We start from the raw sequence: 20,727 nt of genomic DNA, 5'->3' as shown, positions 1-20,727 counted from the left end.
GCGGAGGATAGATGCAAAAAGGGCGCTGAATTCAGCGCCCTTCTGTTAAATACACTTCCGCGCAGGTAACCGGCCCACTACTCCGTGACGATAGTTTGTATCGGTGCTGGCCCCGGATTGTACCAACCGCCCCATCCTGGCCCCCACATGCCAGGATTATGGTAACCCCAAGGACCCATAGTTGGCGGCATCATCACTTGCTGTTCAAGGTGCCAGCGCTTGTAACCCGTAGCATTCATTACCACGAAATCATAAGGTGTCTGGCCAATTTTACCCGCTTCAACACCGGTAATTGGCCCGACAACAGTGACCAGATGCCCACGGAAGTCGACCGGCTCCAGGAAACCATTCACATAAGCAATAACTCGCCCTTGTGAAGGTTCACCCAAAATAGGTCGGGCACCTGAGTCCAAAGGTACACTGGCAATTTCAAGTCGGGTGCGATGTGCTTCGTTGGTGACGTTAATAACAGTTCCGCCAAAGCGCGCTTCCTGACCGATAAATACTTTCGGATCGGTTCGAACCAAATTAAGGTTTTGCTGTGGTGTCGCGGTTGTTCCCTGAATCGCTGGCGGGATCGTGACACAACCGGAAAGTAGCAAAGCGCCCAACCCTAGCCAACCACACATCCATTTACGGCTTCTGTTTCTGGTAGATTGAGTTGTTGATGTCATTATCGCCATAACCTGAGGCTCCTTATCATATCTCTATTCTGGTATTTTAGACTCTAAACAGCATGACAAGTTGCTATCTTCTTAATTATTCAAATTACAGCAGCAACGATAGGTTCTAGCGACCAGGAAGTTTTTTCCAGGTCACTTCATTGCGCAGATATACCGGCTCGGCATTCTCCACACTGACAACCTGCCCATGCGCCCATGATGATAATGCCAGCGGTAACATATCCTCAGCATGGGGCAAGGTTATTTCACCGTCAACCAGCACTACACCGCTGCCGCTAATCAGATCAGGATAAGTTTGCCAACCCGTGCCGACCGTTGACCAAGTACCACTCAATGATTGCGCATGCTCCAGCGCTTGTGCCGGTGTCATCACCGCTTCACTCGCGTCGCCGAGCCACAACCCTTCGTCGTTGCGCTCGAATTCGCCCCAATAAACTTCGCCCATCCGAGCATCTATTGTCGCTAAAACGCGAGATGCACCCGTCAGGCGAAACGCCCCCTGAGCCATGGTTTGCAAGGTAGAAATACCGATCATTGGCAAATCAGCGCCCAATGCCAGCCCTTGGCCAATGCCGATGCCAATTCTTACACCGGTAAAGCTGCCGGGGCCACGACCAAAGGCCAGTGCATCGAGTTGTTGCAGAGACAAGCCCGACTCAGCCAACACTTGCTGTACCATCGGTAAAATTCGTTGGGTATGTTCTCGTGGGCAAAGCTCAAACAAAGCCTGAACCTCACCGTTGTTCCAGAGTGCGACAGAACAAGCTTCTGTTGCGGTATCGATCGCTAAAATTCGCGTGGACATGCCAACCTCGGCAGGAAAAGAAGATGAATTCAACACAGGGCGCGCATGATAGCACACCCCTCCTCGCTTTTCCCTCAATCGCGCTGCTTGAGAAAAGCGATAGCTTTCGCCAAATCACGGGTCCGGGGTGCCGGTGGTAAGCTATTAAGGAACATCGCGCCATAAGGGCGCATTACCAGGCGGTTATCACAGATAACCAGCACGCCGCGATCATCAATATCACGAATCAAACGCCCGACACCTTGCTTGAGGGTAATCACTGCATCGGGTAATTGCACATCATTGAACGGATCGCCGCCACGCAAGCGGCAATCTTCAATGCGCGCTTTCAACAAAGGATCATCCGGTGAGGTAAATGGCAGTTTGTCGATGATAACGCAGGATAAAGCATCACCCCGCACATCCACCCCTTCCCAAAAACTGCTGGTCGCCACCAAAAGCGCATTGCCCGCCGCCACAAATTGCGCCAGAAGCTGCCCTTTGCTGGTTTCCCCTTGCACCAATACCGGCAATGTCATGCTGGCCCGGAACTCTTCAGCCAGGCCGCGCATCATCTGGTGCGAGGTACACAGGAAGAAACAGCGTCCTTTATTGGCATCAATCAAGGGTTTTAGCATCACGGCCAGTTTACGCGCCGCCCCCGGTTCATTGGCGGAAGGCAGATTGCGCGGCACGCACAGCAATGCTTGATTAGCGTAATCAAACGGGCTGGGCAGCAGCAATGTCTTGGCATTGGTCAACCCCAGTCGGGAGGTGAAATGCGACAACTGATCATTCACCGACAGTGTGGCTGAGGTGAAAATCCAGGTGCCGGGTTTTTCTTCGATTAACTCGCGAAAGCGGTCAGAGACTGAGAGTGGCGTTAGCGCCAGAACAAAATGCCGTGAGTTACACTCATACCAATAACTATAGCCGGGCATGGAGACATCTTTTAATCGTTTCAGGCGGTTGCGATACACCGTAGCGCGTTCAAAGGCCGCATCCAGCATGGCGCTGCGCCCCAGAGACAATTTCATGACGTCGTAACACAGCTCCAGTGCATCATCGAGCAACAGCAACGCCCGCTGAATGGCGGGTTGCTCCATCACATCGCGCAGATTACCGCGATAGCCGGGATCCCCCAGAACCAAACGAAAATCTTGCGTGCTTTGTGTCAGGCGGTCAGCACTTTTTTGTAATTGTGCTGAATCACGCACCTCAGTGCGATAGGCAATAATAATGTCTTTTGCCAAATCCATCAGTTGCCTGCTGGTCAGTTGCTGACCGAAATATTGGCTGGCAATATCAGGTATCTGATGGGCTTCATCGAAAATCATCACATCGGCAGTGGGGATAAGTTCCGCAAACCCGCTCTCTTTCACCACCATATCCGCCAGGAATAGATGGTGGTTAACCACCACCACATCAGCATCCATCGCCCGGCGACGGGCTTTGACCACAAAACAATCTTTGTACAACGGGCAATCGCTGCCCAGACAGTTGTCATTGGTGCTGGTGACAAGCGGCCAGACAAAGCTGTCTTCTGCCACTTCACCACAGGTACTGATATCCCCGTCTACGGTTTCTGCTGACCAGCCGCGCAATCGAACTAAATCCACTAATGTTTCACTGGCAAGTTCGCCACCCGCCAGAGATTGCTGTTCCAGTCGCTCCAGACACAGGTAGTTCGAACGGCCTTTGAGTAGCGCCAACTTTCCTTTGTATTGTAGGGCTGTCGCGACCGTAGGCAAGTCGCGGGAATAGAGCTGATCCTGTAATGCTTTGGAGCCAGTGGAGATAATGACTTTGCAATCAGCCCGTAAGGCGGGTGCCAAATAAGCAAATGTTTTACCCGTACCAGTACCGGCCTCAACCACCAGTTGTTGTTTACCATCAATGGATTCGCTGATTGCCGCAGCCATCTGGCGCTGGGACTCACGGGGATTAAAACCTGTAATGGCCTGTGCTAATGCACCATCTGTTGCAAAATCGTCTGTCACGCTTTCTCTTCCGGGCGAAATCAGCGGTGATTATGCCAAGCCTAACGCCTTACGACCACACATTCTCGCGGCGAGCTGTGCTACTCTAATGCGATAACTGACATTGACATTCACACAAGGGAGTGAAAATGAGTATTGAACGCATTAATCCAGAAAAACGTTGGTCAGACGCAGTGGTATTTAACAACACTATCTATTACACCAGCGTACCAGAAAATTTGGATGCCGATGCTACGGCACAAACGGCAAACACCCTGGCAGCGATTGATATGATATTGAATCAGCTTGGTTCAGATAAAAGTCGTATTTTGGATGCCACTATTTTTCTGGCTGATAAGGCCGACTTCGCGGCAATGAATGCGGCGTGGGATGCCTGGGTGGTTGATGGCAGTGCACCTGTACGCTGTACCGTCGAAGCCAAGCTAATGAATCCAAAGTATAAAGTTGAAATCAAAATTATTGCGGCTATTTGATTAGCAGCCAAATTTCCTTGGCTTGTCTCAGACTAATCACAACGTGAATAGGCGGGGAAATGTGCCGAATGGGGCGTAGCGGTGTAAGCCGCCGGAGCGCCCATCGGTGCAGTCGCCCCGCCAGACTCTAGATTAGGATAGCTTTATCATTACCATCCCGGCCAGTAACAAGATCAGACCAATCCAGCCTTTATAGTTCAGGCGCTGATTAAATAAGATCCAACCTGCGGCTACAGTGGCGGCGATACCGAACCCACCCCATAAAGCATAAGCCACTGACAACTCAATACCTTTTACCGCTTGGGCCAGCGCACTGAATGCCCCTAATACTGACAACAGCGATAATATGCCCAGCCATACCCGGCGAAAACCATCTGACATTTTCAGCAAGATATTGGCGATGATTTCCAGGATGACAGCCAAAATCAGAAACGCGATATGATAAAACTCAAGCTGTTGCATGATGCTCACCTGAATTTCGGTTCGGACTGTTTGGTTTCTTCGGCTTACGAGTCCCTGATTTCACTAACATTATGCCACCGACCAAGGTGACTAAACCGGCAATTTTCAATGGCGACAAGCTTTCATCAAACCACAACACACTGAAGACTGTGATAATCAGGATACCAATCCCTTCCCACAGAGCATAGGCCACACCTAAGGCCACTTTCTTCACTGCCAGCGCCAGCATGATATAAGAGCCGGTTATCATAAAATACATCACGATATGCCCGGTCAGCTCACCACTGACACTGGCGTATTTCATTGATAACGTGCCGATAATTTCTGCAACAATCGCTAAACCTAAAAATATCCAATAAATCATCATTCTTCTCCTAACACACAGCTACCCTGGCGATTGCAAAGTGCAGGGAAATATCCCTGTTTTTTTGAACAATCACGGGTAAAACGCACGCTAAGGTCTATTTGTTACGGTTATCCTCACTCGGCACCCTATTCATAGGGAATAGACGTGCGCAGGCCGTAAGAAATAGAAACTCACTTGGCGTATAAATTTTGTTAACTACGGAAGAAGAACGACGCTACAGCTCGCTGCACCAGTGATGCTCACTGGCCAGAATGGCAGACAGGAAGAGTTGACAGGTAGACGGTTTGAAAGTAATTCCATTAATTTTCATCATAATATATCTCTTTTTTTTAGCAACACGCGGTTTAGCTACATTCTTGTATGCAAAACTTAGTGTGATACGCCTAAAACCCTCATCAAATTGGAATAATTAACTGTTGTATTTTTACCACAGTCAATTTTATAAAGCAAACCATCAATTTGGCAAATAGTTTATAAAAAGAGATTACAAAATAATAAGTTAGTTATCCTAAAAAAACAAAACCCCTGCATTGCAGAGGTTTTATCGTGGGCAACGAATGCCTGTATCTCCCATCAGTTCAGGAGGTTAGAGCAACTTATGCGGTAGCACCCGCAACAGCTTGTTTGGCTAATTCAGTAATGCGAGCGTAGTCACCTTTTTCCAAGGCATCAGCAGGAACTAACCATGACCCGCCGATACACAACACACTTTTCAGCGCCAGGTAATCACGATAGTTATTCGGTGTGATACCGCCAGTTGGGCAGAAACGCACTTGAGAGAATGGGCCGCCAATGGCTTGCAAGGCTTTCACGCCGCCGTTAGCTTCTGCCGGGAAGAATTTAAACTCACGCAGGCCATAACTCATGCCCAGCATCAGTTCTGAAACAGTGCTGATCCCTGGGATCAACGGAATAGAGCCTTCAGTCGCTGCTTTGAGAAGTTCATCTGTCAGCCCCGGGCTAATAGCAAATTGAGCACCAGCCTCAACCACGTCAGCCAATTGCTGCGGATTAAGAACAGTCCCCGCGCCAACTATCGCTTCAGGCACTTCTTTAGCAATAGCGCGGATAGCCTCAACAGCACAAGGGGTGCGCAACGTCACTTCCAGCACCCGAACACCACCAGCCACCAGAGCTTTTGCTAATGGTACCGCTTGCTCGAGCTTATTAATCACGATCACCGGGACAACTGGGCCTGCGGTCATGATTTGTTCTGCGCTCGTTTTCCAGCTTTTCATCAGTTGTTATCTCCACTTATGCCGATTGGCATGTACTCACCCGAAGGTGTTAGTTGAAATATGGCAGGCAGAACATGCATTCCTGCTGCTGCCTGCCATAAAGAATCACAATGCGAGCCAGCTAACGGCTCTTTATTATTGCGCCTGGGTGAGGCGCTGTTATCGGGCAATATCCCCGTCATACTTCAAGCTGCAAGTGCGTTGGCTACGCTCAATAACTCGAATTATTTAGGGTATAGTCATAACCTAAATATTTATTCGAACTCATTCCATGAACGACCATCACGAGTGATCATGGCGACAGATGCTACTGGCCCCCATGTCCCGGATTGGTAAGGCTTAGGTGCTTCATTATCAGCAGCCCATGCATCCATGATGGAATCGACCCACTTCCAGGCTTCTTCTACCTCGTCACGGCGTACAAACAGCGCCTGAATACCGCGCATCGTCTCTAACAGCAGACGTTCGTAAGCATCAGCCATATGCTGTTCGTTAAAGGTTTTGGTGAAGCTAAGGTCAAGTTTGGTGGTTTGTAAGCGGTGCTTGTGCTCCAGACCTGGCACTTTATTCAGCACTTCAATTTCGATGCCTTCATCTGGTTGCAGACGAATGGTCAGCTTATTTTGTGGCAGTTGCTGATAAGATTCACGGAACAGGTTCAGCGCAGGGTTTTTAAAGTACACCACCACCTCAGAACATTTGGTCGGCAGGCGTTTACCGGTTCTCAGATAGAACGGCACACCGGCCCAGCGCCAGTCATCAATATCCACACGAATAGACACGAACGTTTCGGTATTACTGCTCTTGTTCGCCCCTTCTTCTTCCAAATAGCCAGGCACTTTATTACCTTGCACAAATCCAGCGGTGTACTGACCACGCACTGTGGTTTCGCGCACATTGGTGTGATCGATACGGCGCAGAGAGCGTAGTACTTTCACCTTTTCATCACGAATACGGTCAGTACTCAAATCTGCTGGCGGTGACATGGCAATCATGGTCAGAATTTGCAGCAAATGGTTTTGAATCATATCGCGCATCTGACCGGCCTGATCAAAATAGCCCCAGCGCCCTTCGATCCCCACTTCTTCTGCCACGGTTATCTGCACATGGTCAATCGTGCGGTTATCCCAGTTGGATGCGAACAGTGAGTTAGCAAAACGCAAAGCCAACAAGTTCAGCACGGTTTCTTTACCGAGATAATGGTCGATGCGGTAAACCTGACACTCGTTGAAATATTCGGCAACCTGATCGTTAATCACCCGTGAGGACGCTAAATCTTTCCCCAATGGTTTTTCCATTACCACCCGCGCAGGCTCTTTATTCAGCCCTGCCTCACCCAAGCCTTTGCAGATTGCACCAAAAGTATTAGGTGGCATGGCAAAATAATTGATAGTTATGCGGTTTTTCTGATCCAACATTTTGCCCAATTTGGCAAAGTGTTTGCTGTCATTGACATCTAAATTACAGAAGTCGAGACGAGAACTGAGTTTTTGCCACAATTCATCATCCAGCTTCTCTTTCATAAAGGTATCGAGGGCTTCCTTTACCACGGCTGTGTACGCATCTTTATCCCAGTCGGCACGACCTACGCCGATAATCCGAGTATCTGGGTGGATGTGACCCGCTTTTTCTAATTGGTAAAGGGAAGGCAACAGTTTCCGGCGAGCCAAGTCTCCCTTAGCGCCGAAAATCACCAGATCACACGCCTGGGCTGCCTGGGCTGTATTAGTTACCGCCATGTTATTCTCCTCGTTGCAGGATATTTGTAATTTTCTTACATTACTAATGTACTCTCTTTGACTATAGCCAGTAAACCCAGATAAAAGTGGGTCAAAAAAGGTCAAAAAACACGCGATAGAGTGGCAAGCCGCGTCAAATCAGGCGGTACAACTTTAAAATGTAATTTTATGACGGTTTTGACAACTATTTACCATTATGAAAATTAGACACAGGTCATATTCTGGTGAAAAAGAGTCACTTCTTACCAGATGCCTCTGCCAACGGGTCCCAGCTCGTAGTATATTTTCATTAAACCGGCATAGATTTCTCCTTTAAATGAAATCGGTAAAACCCATGGGTGATTCTCGATATATGAATACGCTGGAAAATATCCAAAATAATCTGGACCTCCTGAGCAAATCGGAACGGAAAGTCGCCGAGGTAATCCTCGCCTCCCCACAAACGGCCATTCACTCAAGTATTGCCACCCTCGCCAAATTGGCAAACGTGAGCGAACCCACCGTAAACCGCTTTTGCCGTCGATTAGACACCAAAGGTTTTCCTGATTTTAAACTTCATTTGGCACAAAGTCTGGCTAATGGCACACCTTATGTGAATCGAAATGTTGAAGAGGATGATAGTGTATCCGCTTACACGGGGAAAATATTCGAATCGACCATGGCTAGCCTGGATATGGTGAAGAATAATTTAGATATTGCAGCCATTAATCGGGCGGTAGATTTATTGACGCAAGCGAAGAAGATTTCGTTCTTCGGCCTTGGCGCATCTGCTGCCGTGGCCCATGACGCGATGAATAAATTCTTCCGCTTCAATATTCCGGTGATTTATTTCGATGATATCGTTATGCAACGTATGAGTTGTATGAATTCCAGTGAAGGTGATGTCGTGGTATTGATTTCCCACACTGGGCGGACAAAAAGCCTGGTAGAGTTGGCTCACTTAGCTCGTGAAAACGATGCCACTGTGATTGCCATTACCTCACGCGATACTCCGCTGGCCCATGAAGCAACATTACCGCTGCTGCTGGATGTGCCAGAAGATACTGATATGTATATGCCGATGGTGTCACGGATTGCTCAATTGACCTTAATTGATGTGTTAGCAACCGGATTCACGCTGCGTCGCGGTGCTAAATTCAGAGATAACCTGAAACGGGTCAAAGATGCATTGAAAGAATCGCGTTTCGATAAAGGTTCAGCGCGTATCAATAGCGGTGAATAACATTCATGAATCCATAAGCAGAATTCAAACTCGCTTTGTTTTGTGCTAACGCAGCTTCTGTAGTAATAATCTGACATATTATTGGAACATAATTTTCACCATGGCTCCGGTAAATATTATCTGAGTCGATAAGTTAAGATAGCTTGAGTACTTTTTACTATCGGATTTATTATCCGCTGTTTTAACAACACCATGCTTCACCAGTCAACGGAGTAAGAGATGTCCAGACGGCTTAGAAGGACCAAAATTGTTACTACACTGGGGCCAGCTACTGACCGCGACAATAATCTGGAAAAGGTTATTGCAGCAGGTGCTAACGTAGTCCGCATGAATTTTTCCCACGGTAGCGCTGAAGATCATATAAAACGGGCCAATGACGTTCGTAAAATAGCAGCCAAATTGGGCCGACATGTAGCGATTCTTGGCGATCTACAAGGTCCTAAAATCCGTGTATCAACCTTTAAAGAAGGCAAAGTATTCCTTAATATTGGTGATAAATTCCTGCTAGACGCCAATATGGCCAAAGGTGAAGGCGATAAGGAAAAAGTCGGTATCGATTATAAAGGGCTACCTGCTGACGTGGTTCCCGGTGATATCTTGTTGCTGGACGATGGCCGTGTGCAGTTGAAGGTTATTGAAGTTCAGGGCATGAAAGTGTTCACCGAAGTGACTGTCGGCGGCCCGCTCTCCAATAACAAAGGGATTAACAAGTTAGGTGGCGGCCTGTCAGCCGAAGCATTAACTGAAAAAGATAAAGCCGATATTATCACTGCGGCTAAAATTGGCGTGGACTTCCTGGCTGTTTCTTTCCCACGCACCGGTGAAGATTTACATTATGCACGTCGTCTGGCTCGTGATGCAGGTTGTAATGCTAAAATCGTCTCTAAAGTAGAACGTGCAGAAGCCGTTGCCACCGATGAAGCGATGGATGATATCATTCTGGCCTCTGATGTGGTGATGGTAGCTCGTGGTGATTTGGGGGTTGAGATTGGTGACCCTGAGTTGGTCGGTATTCAGAAAAAACTGATCCGCCGCGCTCGTCAGCTCAACCGTGCGGTGATCACTGCGACTCAGATGATGGAGTCGATGATAACCAACCCAATGCCAACCCGTGCTGAAGTGATGGATGTGGCTAACGCGGTGCTGGATGGTACCGATGCGGTGATGTTGTCGGCCGAAACAGCTGCGGGTCAGTATCCGGCTGAAACCGTTGCTGCGATGGCAAAAGTTTGTTTGGGTGCGGAAAAAATCCCCAGTATTAATGTGTCAAAACATCGCCTGGACACGCAATTCGATAATATCGAAGAGGCTATCGCGATGTCGACCATGTATGCGGCAAACCATCTGAAAGGTATCACCGCAATTATTGCTATGACCGAGTCGGGCCGTACTGCACTGATGATGTCCCGTATCAGTTCCGGTCTGCCGATTTTCGCTATGTCGCGTCATGAACATACTTTAAACCTGACTGCCATCTATCGTGGCGTCACTCCGGTATTCTGTGATACTCACACTGACGGCGTGCTGGCGGCAACTGAAGCGGTTAACAGCCTGAAAGATAAAGGTTACTTGTATTCCGGTGATCTAGTTATTGTCACTCAGGGCGATGTCATGGGGACAGTTGGCACCACCAATACCAGCCGCATTCTGCGTGTTGAATGATATGCGTTTGTGTTAGACAAAAAGCAAAAACCCGCTGATCACCTAGCGGGTTTTTTATTCCTTATTTCTCTATTCAATGTACGCTAAGGGTTACAAGTCCTTACGAACATAAGGTTCTATTTCACCTTCTTTGCGGGTTTTCAGCAGTTTTAAAATCCAGGTATATTGTTCTGGGTTCGGCTTAACCAGCAGTTCAACTTCTTCATTCATACGCCGTGCAATATAAGCATCATCCGCATCTGCCAGATCATCCATCGGTGGACGAATATAGATATCAAGGCGATGTTCACGATAATTGTAAACAGGGAACATTGGCACGATAGCCGCACGACAGACTTTCATCAATCGCCCCACTGCCGGTAGCGTGGCCTTATAAGTCGCGAAGAAATCAACAAACTCACTTTGCTCAGGGCCATAGTCCTCATCGGGCAAGTAATACCCCCAGAACCCCTGACGCACGGAACTAATAAAGGGCTTGATACCACTGTCACGCGCATGGATACGGCCACCAAACCGCAAGCGTGCGCTGTTCCATAAATAATCGACAACAGGATTGCGTTGATGATGGAACATACCGGCGACTGGCTTACCCTGCTCAGCGAGCAACATGGCCGGAATATCAATCGACCAGGCATGGGGCACCAACAAAATAACATTGCGCTCCTGTTGTTGCAGTCCATCTAAAATATCCAGTCCATGCCAATGAACCCGCGTCAGCACTTTCTTTGGGTCGCGAAAACACAGTTCCGCCATCATCATTAAGGGTTGTGCCGCGGTTGCAAACATTTGATCAATAATGTGTTCGCGCTCTGCTTCTGGCAGCTCCGGCATACAATAAAGTAAGTTAATGCGAGCGCGGCGACGGGCACTTTTAGCAAACTTTCCGGCAACACGCCCGACTCCGGCCAAGAGTGGATCGCGGAATTTCGGTGGGACATATGCCATTGCGGCCATGGCCCCAGCCCCTAACCACACCCCCCAAAAACGTGGATGTAGAAAAGATTTTTTAAATACCGGAATAAAGCCAGCAGCGTCGTTTTTCTCTTTGTGCATGGGGAACTCTTGGAATGGGCGATAGGATAATAATATACCGCTGGGTATAAACGCGCCGGTAGCCCATAGCTACCGGCATGCGATTAATCCAGTTGCAACTGCGGAATGACCTGTTTGGCAAGCGCCAGATATTCACTGCGGTCTTTACCGCTTAACCCTTCTGAGCGCGGTAACTTGGCGGTCAATGGGTTAACTGCTTGCTGGTTCATCCAAAATTCATAATGCAGATGCGGGCCAGTGGAACGGCCTGTGTTACCTGACAATGCGATGCGATCACCACGTTTTACTTTTTGGCCTGGTTTCACCAGTAACTTCTTCAAATGCATATAACGGGTGGTGTACTGACGGCCATGACGGATAGCAACATAATTTCCCGCCGCCCCGCTGCGCTTAGCAATAACCACTTCACCATCACCCACAGCCAGTACCGGTGTGCCAACTGGCATCGCAAAATCTACCCCTTTGTGCGGTGCAATGCGCCCGGTCACTGGGTTAATTCGGCGCGGGTTGAAGTTGGACGAGACGCGGAATTGTTTCATGGTAGGAAAGCGCATAAAACCACGCGCCAGGCCAGAACCCTGGCGGTCATAGAACTTACCGTCTTCGGCACGGATAGCGTAATAATCCTTACCACCTGAGCGCATTCGCACCCCGACCAGTTGGCTTTGCTCACTGCGGCCATCGAGTATTTCACGGGACATCAACACCGAGAACTGATCACCTTTGCGCAGCTTGGCAAAATCTAACTGCCATTGTAGTGCTTTCGTCACTGCGCGTATTTCTGCGCCAGTCAAACCGGCCTTTTTGGCGCTAGTAACAAAACTGCCATCAAGCCGACCAGTAAGAACGGTATTGGTCCAGTCGCCTTTCTGTAACTCTTTTGTTTCTTTGAAATTATTGCCTACACGATCATAAGTGCGGGTCTCTCGACGAGAAACTTCCCATGTCAGGCGCTGCAAATCACCGGTGTCATTGACCGTCCACGAGATTTGTTGCCCGATCTTCAAATTACGCAAATCACGGTTTTGGGTCGCCAGTAAGGAAACATCCGAGATATCAATGCCATATTGGGTAAGAATGCTGCTCAGGGTATCCCCGGTTGAGACAACATACTCATGGACGCCAGTTTCACTGACATCTTTGGCATCTAATTCGTCTTGCGGGATTTCATCATCAGGAGTTGGCTGATCAATGGGTTCGCTGGCTTCGGGTAATAAAATGCGGGTTTGGCTGGTATCTAATACCACGCTCTTGGCGATTGGCTCATGTTCCGGATGATAAACAAAAGGCCGCCAAACAGCGACGGCCAGTGTCATTACAGTCAACGACCCCAGCATGATACGGTGGGGTCTCGGGAGATTGTTATACGCCAAGGTGATAGTTCGGACTATCTGCTGCACTTATGAGTATCCTTTTAATCTTGCTTCAGGCAGCTCACGTATTGGTTCGACAACTGAGACATAAAGTTCACATAGCTGTCCTTGCCTAATACTATGCCACTCCCCAAAGGATCTAAGGTGCCTGAACGCACGTCTGTTCCTTTGGCGACAGCATTAATGACGGCCGGCCTGAATTGTGGCTCAGCAAAAACGCATACCGCTTTATGCTCAACCAACTGTGTTCGAATTTGATGTAAACGCTGCGCACCAGGTTGAATTTCGGGATTGACTGTAAAATGCCCTAATGGGCTCAAGCCAAAGTGTTTTTCAAAGTAGCCATAAGCATCATGAAAAACGAAGTATCCCTTACCTTGGGCAGGCTTTAGCATAGTAGCAATATTTTTTTCATTTTGCGCTAGTTGATCCTCGAATCGGCGCAGGTTTGCATCTAATTTGTCCTTATTTTGTGGCATAAGTTCCAATAATCTGTCGTGAATAGCAATTGCAGATTGTTTGGCAATAGTTGGGGACAACCAAATGTGCATATTATATTCGCCGTGATGATGCTCATCATGCTGATTATCTTTAGCATGATCATGGTCATGACCGTCGCCTTCCCCTTCATGTTCATCATCTTCATTACCTTTCATCAATAAAGGCATGACAGAAGGTAACTGCGCCAATGCTATCTGTTTATTATCAGCAACTTGTGTTAGTGGTTTCGATAAAAATGCTTCCATTTCCGGCCCAACCCAAATAACCAGGTCAGCGCTGCGTAACCGCTGGACATCTGATGGGCGCAGAGCATAATCGTGCGGTGATGCGCCATCGGGCAATAAGACTTCTGTCGGTAATACGCCATCAGCAATAGCTGAGGCGATAAAACCCAGCGGTCGCACTGATGTAACGACCGCTGCTGAGGCAATATTAAATGGATTGGCAATTAATATTGCACTGGCCAACATTGCGCGCTTTAGCCATTTATTTTTGTGTAACATAATACGAATTCTCGACGTTTCGATGGGTTAAGCGTAATATTATAACATTCAATCGGTTCTGCAAACGTAATCATAATGTCCACTCTGGTAACTCTAAATAAGATATCCGTCACTTTTGGTAGTCGGCGGGTGCTCAATGATATTTCCCTTTCCTTGCGTCCGGGAAGAATTCTTACTCTGCTTGGGCCAAATGGCGCGGGCAAATCAACCTTGGTGCGCGTGGTGTTAGGGCTGATTGCCCCTACCAGCGGCTCGATTATTCGTGAGCCGGGTTTGCGCATCGGCTATGTACCGCAAAAGCTCCATCTGGATACGACATTGCCGCTAACAGTGAGCCGTTTCATGCGGTTGAAACCGGGCGTTAGAAAAGCCGATATTCTGCCAGCTCTAAAACGGGTACATGCTGCTCATCTATTGGATCAGCCAATGCAAAAACTGTCCGGCGGTGAAAACCAGCGGGTACTTTTAGCCCGTGCATTATTGAATCGTCCACAGTTACTGGTGCTGGATGAACCGACGCAAGGCGTTGACGTTAATGGACAACTCGCGTTGTATGATTTAATTGAACAATTACGTAGAGAACTCGGTTGTGCTGTACTGATGGTGTCACATGACCTGCATTTAGTAATGGCTAAAACTGATGAAGTATTATGCCTTAACCAGCATATTTGCTGTTCCGGCGCTCCGGAAGTGGTCTCAACTCATCCTGAGTTTATCGCCATGTTTGGTCAGCGTGGCGCTGAGCAGTTAGCGGTTTATCGTCATCACCATAATCATCGTCATGATTTGCACGGAAAGATTATTTTGAAGAACAGTGGGAGCCGTGGCGCATGATTGAATTATTGTTGCCTGGCTGGTTAGCAGGTGTATTGCTGGCAACGGCAGCTGGGCCTTTGGGATCATTTGTTGTCTGGCGTCGGATGTCCTATTTTGGCGATACCTTAGCGCATGCATCATTGCTAGGTGTTGCATTCGGTTTACTGCTAAATGTGAATCCATTTTATGCTGTCATTGTGATGACCATGTTGCTGGCACTGATTCTGGTATGGTTGGAACGCCGCCCGCAGTTGGCCGTTGATACACTACTCGGGATTATGGCTCACAGTGCATTATCTTTGGGCTTAGTGGTGGTTAGCCTGATGCATAATGTGCGGGTTGATCTCATGGCCTATCTATTTGGCGATCTGCTTTCGGTTACATTGAGTGATATCTGGTTGATAGCCGCAGGAGTGGTGGTGGTGCTCGGGATGTTGTGCTGGCAATGGCGAGCGTTGCTATCAATGACTATCAGCCCGGAACTGGCTCATGTAGATGGTGTTAATTTAGAACGCGTCCGGATGTTGCTGATGCTGGTGACCGCACTGACTATTGGCTTGTCGATGAAGTTTGTTGGCGCACTCATTATTACGTCCTTGCTGATCATTCCTGCCGCCGCTGCACGCCGTTTTGCCCGCACTCCAGAACAAATGGCTGGTATTGCCATTGGTATTGGTATTATTGCCGTGACCGGTGGCTTAACCTTCTCTGCTTTTTATGATACCCCGGCAGGCCCTTCAGTCGTGTTGTGTGCCGCACTGATATTTATCCTAAGTCTGTCACAAAAAGCGCGCGGGTAATAATTGTTAAGTGGGGTTTATATTAATAAACCCCATTCTTAACCACCTCTTCTATTCACCATCACTTCCCATAACCATCAATTCTGCTTTTTATATTTTAATTAGTGTGATCAACCACAAATACAATATATATGCAGTGTAATACCCTGCATAACACTTCAAACATTGAGCAATATATTGATTATGCAGATTCTTAACTCGTCTCTGCATGGGCCTTGTACGCTCTCAATTTACGCCGAATGACTATTCGCGCAGAGGCGACTTATCATGGAAAGAACCACCCCCACAGGTTTACTTCAGCAACCTAAACCCTTCTTTATGATCTTTTTTGTCGAGTTATGGGAGAGATTCGGTTATTACGGTGTACAAGGTATTCTGGCTGTTTTCTTCGTTCAACAGCTTGGGTTCTCGCAAGAACAAGCATTTGTCACTTTTGGTGCTTTTGCTGCGTTGGTTTATGGCCTGATTTCCATCGGTGGATATGTTGGTGACCATCTACTCGGGACTAAGCGCACCATGGTCTTGGGGGCGGTGGTGCTGGCAGCGGGTTATTTCGCCACCGGTTTATCATTGTACCAACCGAACCTGATTTTCTTTGCTTTAGGGACTATTGCTGTGGGGAATGGTTTATTCAAGGCCAACCCAGCCAGCTTATTATCTAAATGTTATCCACCGAAAGATCCTCGGTTGGACGGGGCCTTTACTCTATTCTATATGTCGATCAATATCGGCTCCTTACTGTCACTTTCATTGGCACCTGTTATAGCCGAACGTTTTGGTTATACCGTGACCTATTACTTATGCGGCATTGGTTTGATTTTTGCCCTACTGGTCTACTTCTGCTGCCGCCATATGGTGCGCCACATTGGTTCTGAACCCGACACAAAACCCTTAAATTGGCGCAATCTATTGTTGGTGCTGCTGGGCAGCGCAGTGATGATATGTGTCTGCGCCTGGCTGATGAATCATGTTTTTATTGCCAATTTGGTGCTAATCGCGTTGTCACTGATTGTCGTCTTTATCTTTTTCAGAGAGGCATCGAAGCAGGACCGACTGGGCCGTAACAAGATGTTTGTTGCTTTCATTCTGATGATTGAAGCTATCGTATTTTACGTTTTATATGCACAGATGCCGACTTCACTTAACTTCTTTGCTATCAATAATGTCCATCATGAGATCCTCGGTTTCAGTATCAATCCCGTTAGTTTCCAGGCACTAAACCCATTCTGGGTGGTAGTCGCCAGCCCTATTTTGGCCTCAATCTATACTCGATTGGGTAGCCAAAATCGTGACTTATCCATGCCTGCAAAATTTACTTTAGGCATGTTTTTATGTTCGCTGGGTTTCCTGACTGCGGCGGCGGCCGGAATGTGGTTCGCTGATGCACAAGGTCTAACATCACCTTGGTTTATTGTTCTGGTTTATCTATTCCAGAGCTTGGGGGAATTGATGATAAGCGCCCTCGGCCTGGCGATGGTGGCGGCGTTAGTGCCGCAATATTTAATGGGGTTTATTCTGGGGATGTGGTTCCTGACACAAGCGGCTTCCTTCCTGATTGGCGGCTACGTAGCAACCTTTACCGCGACACCTGAGGGCATGACTGATCCACTTGAAACCTTGCCTATCTACACGGACGTGTTTGGCAAAATTGGTATGGTCACACTGGTGATTGCATTAGTTATGGCGCTACTTATCCCATGGCTTAACCGAATGATTAATTCATCTGCCACGGAGGATGCCGTGGCCTAAGAATCTCACTTATCAGGGCTGACAATAGCGCAGCCCTGCATCAAAGAGGTTTACTCTTCGCGGGTGATACCAAAATGTTTATAAGCGTGATTGGTAGCAATCCGACCGCGCGGAGTGCGCTGAATAAAACCTTGCTGGATTAAATACGGCTCCAGAACATCTTCAATGGTTTCCCGCTCTTCACCAATTGCCGCGGCGAGGTTATCCAGCCCCACCGGCCCCCCCATAAACTTATCGATGACCGCTAGCAAAAGTTTTCGATCCATAAAATCGAATCCTTCAGCATCAACATTCAGCATATCCAGCGCTTTCATCGCCACATCGCCGTTGATAGCCCCATCAGCCCTCACCTCCGCGAAGTCACGCACCCGGCGCAACAAACGGTTGGTGATACGCGGCGTCCCTCTCGAGCGGCGTGCCAACTGGTGCGCGCCTTCCGGGGTTAATTCAAGCCCCAGACACTTGGCACTGCGCGAGACGATATGTTCTAAATCAGCAACTTGATAGAACTCAAGCCGCTGCACAATACCAAAGCGGTCGCGCAGTGGAGAGGTCAGTGAACCGGCTCGTGTAGTCGCACCAATTAAGGTAAACGGCGGTAGATCGAGTTTGATGGAACGTGCAGCTGGGCCTTCACCAATCATTATATCCAGTTGATAATCTTCCATCGCTGGATACAAAATTTCCTCTACCACTGGAGATAATCGGTGAATTTCATCAATAAACAACACATCATGCGGCTCCAGATTGGTCAACATAGCGGCTAAATCGCCCGCTTTTTCCAACACCGGGCCGGAGGTGGTGCGCAAATTGACACCCATTTCATTAGCCACAATATTGGCCAGTGTAGTTTTACCTAAACCCGGAGGGCCAAATATCAGCACATGATCTAACGCATCACCGCGCTGTTTCGCCGCCTGGATGAAGATTTCCATTTGCTCGCGGACATGAGGTTGCCCGACATATTCAGCCAATAGTTTCGGACGGATAGCCCTGTCAATGCTCTCTTCATCACTGATAACACCCGCAGAGATCAGGCGGTCTGCTTCAATCATTTTAGACCCCTACTTCAATCATTATCTACCTCTACCTATAATGCGGCACGCAAAGCATCACGGATCAAGGTTTCACAATCTGCACCCGGTTTAGCTATTTTACTCACCAGACGGCTAGCTTCTTGTGGTTTATAGCCCAAAGCCACCAGCGCAGAAGCGGCTTCCGCTTCGATATCGGCATCTGAGATTTGTGACGAATTGCTGGCAGGCAACTGAATATCACCGGTATTGTTAAACAAGTCACCATTGAGGCCTTTAAATCGGTCTTTCATTTCAACTACTAACCGCTCAGCGGTCTTCTTGCCGACCCCCGGTAATTTCACCAAGGTGGTGATCTCTTCGCGTTCAACTGCGGCCACAAACTGTTGCGCAGACATTCCAGAAAGAATGGCCAGCGCCAGTTTTGGCCCCACACCGTTCACTTTTATTAATTCACGAAACAGTGCTCGTTCCTGCTTATCATTAAAACCGTATAGTAGCTGAGCATCTTCGCGTACCACAAACTGGGTAAAGATAATGGCTTCCTGCCCAATATCTGGCAGCTCATAAAAACAAGTCATAGGTAGTTGGACTTCATAGCCAACACCGTTAGTTTCCAGCAGCACCAAGGGTGGCTGTTTTTCCAGAATGATACCTCTGAGGCGCCCTATCACGTTGACTTTCTCCTCGTTTACCCACATTCGGCTATAAACATAATGGCTGTTTATAGCATAAAAAAGGCTGGATGGATATCCAGCCTACAATAACAGTTAACCTGCTCGCATTAAAATACCAGTCAGCGAAGCCGACCGCGCGCCAATACCATTTGGTCATTGCCTAATCGCAGCGTATTTTGACTAAGATGACAATGGGTTATGGCAATCGCCAGCGCATCGGCAGCATCCGCCTGCGGGTTCGCAGGAAGTTGCAACAGTGAGCGCACCATGTGCTGAACCTGGCTTTTTTCTGCCGCACCTGTGCCTACTACCGTCTGTTTAACCTGACGAGCGGCATATTCGGAAACCGGTAAATTCAGGTTTACCGCCGCAACAATTGCCGCTCCTCGCGCCTGCCCCAGTTTTAAGGCCGAGTCCGGGTTTTTCGCCATAAACACTTGTTCGATTGCAAAAAAATCGGGTTGGAACTGAGTGATAATTTCAGTGACACCTGCATAAATCAACTTCAGGCGAGTAGGCATATCATCAACGACAGTGCGGATGCAGCCACTGCCCAGATAGGTGAGCTGACGACCTTGTTGGCGAATTACGCCATAACCGGTGACACGGGAACCGGGGTCGATGCCTAATACGATCGCCATACCAGTTTATTCACCTTGTTCAGTGCTTCTAATGGCACCGGCCACAAAATGTGGCCAGTGTTATACCCGTCATACTTCAAGCGGCATGTGTGTTGGCAGCCTTACTGCAACTCGAATTATTTAGGCTATTAAAATAGAGCTAAATAGCAGAATAAAAACACACTGACTTACAGTGTTGCTGCCACTTCATCAGAGATTTCGCCATTGTGGTAAACCTCTTGCACATCATCAGAGTCTTCCAACATATCAATCAGACGCAGCAGTTTTGGTGCAGTTTCTGCATCAAGTTCGGCTTTGGTTGATGGAATAAGAGAGACTTCAGCGCCTTCGGCAACCAGACCGGTAGCATCCAGTGCATCTTTCACCGCGCCGAGAGATTCCCAGGCAGTAAACACATCAATAGCGCCATCATCATAGACCACGATATCATCAGCACCCGCTTCCAGTGCTGCATCCATCACCGCATCTTCTTCCAAACCCGGTGCGTAGGAAATAACACCTTTTTTGGTGAATAGATAAGAAACCGAACCATCAGTCCCCAAATTGCCACCGGTTTTGGTGAATGCATGGCGAACTTCAGATACGGTACGGTTACGGTTATCACTTAAGCATTCAACCATTACGGCAGTGCCGCCTGGGCCATAGCCTTCGTAAATGATGGTTTCCATATTGTTATCTTCATCACCCCCCACACCACGGGCAATGGCACGGTTCAGGGTATCGCGCGTCATGTTATTTGACAGCGCTTTATCGATAGCCGCACGTAACCGTGGGTTGGCACCAGGATCACCACCGCCCAGGCGTGCAGCAGTCACCAACTCACGAATAATTTTAGTGAAAATCTTACCGCGCTTGGCATCCTGTGCCGCTTTGCGGTGTTTTGTGTTGGCCCATTTACTATGACCTGCCATAAATAAGTATCTCCAAAATAGCCTAATTATACCCTTCGT

The 20,727-nt window shown here is 48.2% G+C and carries 20 protein-coding genes; 6 read left to right on the top strand and 14 right to left on the bottom strand.

Going from position 1 to position 20,727, the window contains the following annotated elements; translation table 11 throughout:
• Positions 1 to 77 precede the first annotated feature (77 nt).
• The 3 genes from FGL26_RS03685 to yoaA form a co-directional block, all read right to left on the bottom strand.
• Positions 78 to 683, bottom strand: coding sequence for a Slp family lipoprotein (locus FGL26_RS03685; protein ID WP_032902713.1), 606 nt, complete (start codon positions 681 to 683; stop codon positions 78 to 80).
• A 106-nt stretch (positions 684 to 789) separates the two neighbouring features.
• Positions 790 to 1,488 carry a tRNA (adenosine(37)-N6)-threonylcarbamoyltransferase complex dimerization subunit type 1 TsaB gene (gene tsaB / locus FGL26_RS03680; protein ID WP_005169206.1) on the bottom strand — a complete coding sequence of 233 codons (699 nt, stop codon included), beginning with the start codon at positions 1,486 to 1,488 and terminating at the stop codon, positions 790 to 792.
• A 74-nt stretch (positions 1,489 to 1,562) separates the two neighbouring features.
• Positions 1,563 to 3,467: a DNA repair helicase YoaA gene (yoaA, locus tag FGL26_RS03675; RefSeq protein ID WP_005169204.1), complete on the bottom strand. Its 1,905-nt coding sequence runs from the start codon at positions 3,465 to 3,467 to the stop codon at positions 1,563 to 1,565.
• A 128-nt stretch (positions 3,468 to 3,595) separates the two neighbouring features.
• Between yoaA and FGL26_RS03670 the strand changes: the two genes are divergently transcribed.
• The gene (locus tag FGL26_RS03670; RefSeq protein WP_005169202.1) at positions 3,596 to 3,940 is read left to right on the top strand and encodes a RidA family protein; all 345 of its coding nucleotides are present in this window, start codon (positions 3,596 to 3,598) and stop codon (positions 3,938 to 3,940) included.
• Between the two features lie 132 nt (positions 3,941 to 4,072).
• Here the strand turns inward: FGL26_RS03670 and mdtI are convergent, their stop codons facing one another.
• The 4 genes from mdtI to zwf all read right to left on the bottom strand — a co-directional run bounded on the left by mdtI (position 4,073) and on the right by zwf (position 7,746).
• On the bottom strand, positions 4,073 to 4,402 hold the full coding sequence (gene mdtI, locus FGL26_RS03665) for a multidrug/spermidine efflux SMR transporter subunit MdtI (protein WP_005163022.1): 330 nt from the start codon (positions 4,400 to 4,402) through the stop codon (positions 4,073 to 4,075).
• Entirely contained in the window at positions 4,389 to 4,766 is a 378-nt protein-coding gene (gene mdtJ / locus FGL26_RS03660) for a multidrug/spermidine efflux SMR transporter subunit MdtJ (RefSeq protein WP_005163026.1), read from the bottom strand. Before mdtJ ends, mdtI begins: the two co-directional genes overlap by 14 nt.
• Positions 4,767 to 5,365: 599 nt before the next feature.
• The gene (locus FGL26_RS03655; protein WP_005163029.1) at positions 5,366 to 6,007 is read right to left on the bottom strand and encodes a bifunctional 4-hydroxy-2-oxoglutarate aldolase/2-dehydro-3-deoxy-phosphogluconate aldolase; all 642 of its coding nucleotides are present in this window, start codon (positions 6,005 to 6,007) and stop codon (positions 5,366 to 5,368) included.
• Positions 6,008 to 6,261: 254 nt separating this feature from the next.
• Positions 6,262 to 7,746 carry a glucose-6-phosphate dehydrogenase gene (gene zwf / locus FGL26_RS03650; protein ID WP_005163030.1) on the bottom strand — a complete coding sequence of 495 codons (1,485 nt, stop codon included), beginning with the start codon at positions 7,744 to 7,746 and terminating at the stop codon, positions 6,262 to 6,264.
• Between the two features lie 352 nt (positions 7,747 to 8,098).
• Here zwf and FGL26_RS03645 point away from each other — a divergent pair, with 352 nt between their 5' ends.
• Together FGL26_RS03645 and pyk are read left to right on the top strand one after the other, a co-directional pair.
• On the top strand, positions 8,099 to 8,968 hold the full coding sequence (locus tag FGL26_RS03645; RefSeq protein ID WP_005169198.1) for a MurR/RpiR family transcriptional regulator: 870 nt from the start codon (positions 8,099 to 8,101) through the stop codon (positions 8,966 to 8,968).
• Between the two features lie 219 nt (positions 8,969 to 9,187).
• On the top strand, positions 9,188 to 10,630 hold the full coding sequence (pyk, locus tag FGL26_RS03640) for a pyruvate kinase (RefSeq protein WP_005169197.1): 1,443 nt from the start codon (positions 9,188 to 9,190) through the stop codon (positions 10,628 to 10,630).
• Between the two features lie 90 nt (positions 10,631 to 10,720).
• Here the strand turns inward: pyk and lpxM are convergent, their stop codons facing one another.
• The 3 genes from lpxM to znuA form a co-directional block, all read right to left on the bottom strand.
• Positions 10,721 to 11,683: a lauroyl-Kdo(2)-lipid IV(A) myristoyltransferase gene (gene lpxM, locus FGL26_RS03635; protein WP_005169195.1), complete on the bottom strand. Its 963-nt coding sequence runs from the start codon at positions 11,681 to 11,683 to the stop codon at positions 10,721 to 10,723.
• Positions 11,684 to 11,766: 83 nt separating this feature from the next.
• Positions 11,767 to 13,083 (bottom strand): murein DD-endopeptidase MepM, encoded by a 1,317-nt coding sequence (gene mepM / locus FGL26_RS03630; RefSeq protein ID WP_005169193.1) that lies wholly within the window; start codon positions 13,081 to 13,083, stop codon positions 11,767 to 11,769.
• 14 nt (positions 13,084 to 13,097) lie between these two features.
• A complete protein-coding gene (znuA, locus tag FGL26_RS03625; RefSeq protein WP_005169191.1) occupies positions 13,098 to 14,060 on the bottom strand; it encodes a zinc ABC transporter substrate-binding protein ZnuA in 963 nt (320 codons plus the stop codon).
• Between the two features lie 75 nt (positions 14,061 to 14,135).
• On the opposite strand from znuA, the gene znuC reads away from it, so the two are divergent.
• The 3 genes from znuC to dtpB all read left to right on the top strand — a co-directional run bounded on the left by znuC (position 14,136) and on the right by dtpB (position 17,425).
• On the top strand, positions 14,136 to 14,894 hold the full coding sequence (gene znuC, locus FGL26_RS03620) for a zinc ABC transporter ATP-binding protein ZnuC (protein ID WP_005169189.1): 759 nt from the start codon (positions 14,136 to 14,138) through the stop codon (positions 14,892 to 14,894).
• The gene (gene znuB, locus FGL26_RS03615; RefSeq protein WP_005169187.1) at positions 14,891 to 15,676 is read left to right on the top strand and encodes a zinc ABC transporter permease subunit ZnuB; all 786 of its coding nucleotides are present in this window, start codon (positions 14,891 to 14,893) and stop codon (positions 15,674 to 15,676) included. The genes znuC and znuB overlap by 4 nt, the downstream gene beginning before the upstream one ends.
• Before the next feature lie 267 nt (positions 15,677 to 15,943).
• Positions 15,944 to 17,425 carry a dipeptide/tripeptide permease DtpB gene (gene dtpB, locus FGL26_RS03610; RefSeq protein ID WP_005169185.1) on the top strand — a complete coding sequence of 494 codons (1,482 nt, stop codon included), beginning with the start codon at positions 15,944 to 15,946 and terminating at the stop codon, positions 17,423 to 17,425.
• Between the two features lie 50 nt (positions 17,426 to 17,475).
• Here dtpB and ruvB read toward each other — a convergent pair whose 3' ends face one another.
• The 4 genes from ruvB to FGL26_RS03590 form a co-directional block, all read right to left on the bottom strand.
• Positions 17,476 to 18,480 (bottom strand): Holliday junction branch migration DNA helicase RuvB, encoded by a 1,005-nt coding sequence (ruvB, locus tag FGL26_RS03605; RefSeq protein WP_005163065.1) that lies wholly within the window; start codon positions 18,478 to 18,480, stop codon positions 17,476 to 17,478.
• Positions 18,481 to 18,515: 35 nt separating this feature from the next.
• Positions 18,516 to 19,133 (bottom strand): Holliday junction branch migration protein RuvA, encoded by a 618-nt coding sequence (gene ruvA / locus FGL26_RS03600; RefSeq protein WP_005169182.1) that lies wholly within the window; start codon positions 19,131 to 19,133, stop codon positions 18,516 to 18,518.
• A 122-nt stretch (positions 19,134 to 19,255) separates the two neighbouring features.
• A complete protein-coding gene (gene ruvC / locus FGL26_RS03595) occupies positions 19,256 to 19,777 on the bottom strand; it encodes a crossover junction endodeoxyribonuclease RuvC (RefSeq protein ID WP_005169179.1) in 522 nt (173 codons plus the stop codon).
• A 167-nt stretch (positions 19,778 to 19,944) separates the two neighbouring features.
• On the bottom strand, positions 19,945 to 20,688 hold the full coding sequence (locus FGL26_RS03590) for a YebC/PmpR family DNA-binding transcriptional regulator (protein ID WP_005165984.1): 744 nt from the start codon (positions 20,686 to 20,688) through the stop codon (positions 19,945 to 19,947).
• Positions 20,689 to 20,727: the final 39 nt, after the last annotated feature.

Source organism: Yersinia enterocolitica subsp. enterocolitica, from assembly GCF_901472495.1.
GTDB lineage: Bacteria > Pseudomonadota > Gammaproteobacteria > Enterobacterales > Enterobacteriaceae > Yersinia > Yersinia enterocolitica.
The sequence above is the reverse complement of the archived record's forward strand: the minus strand, read 5'-3'. Positions and strand labels throughout refer to the sequence as shown.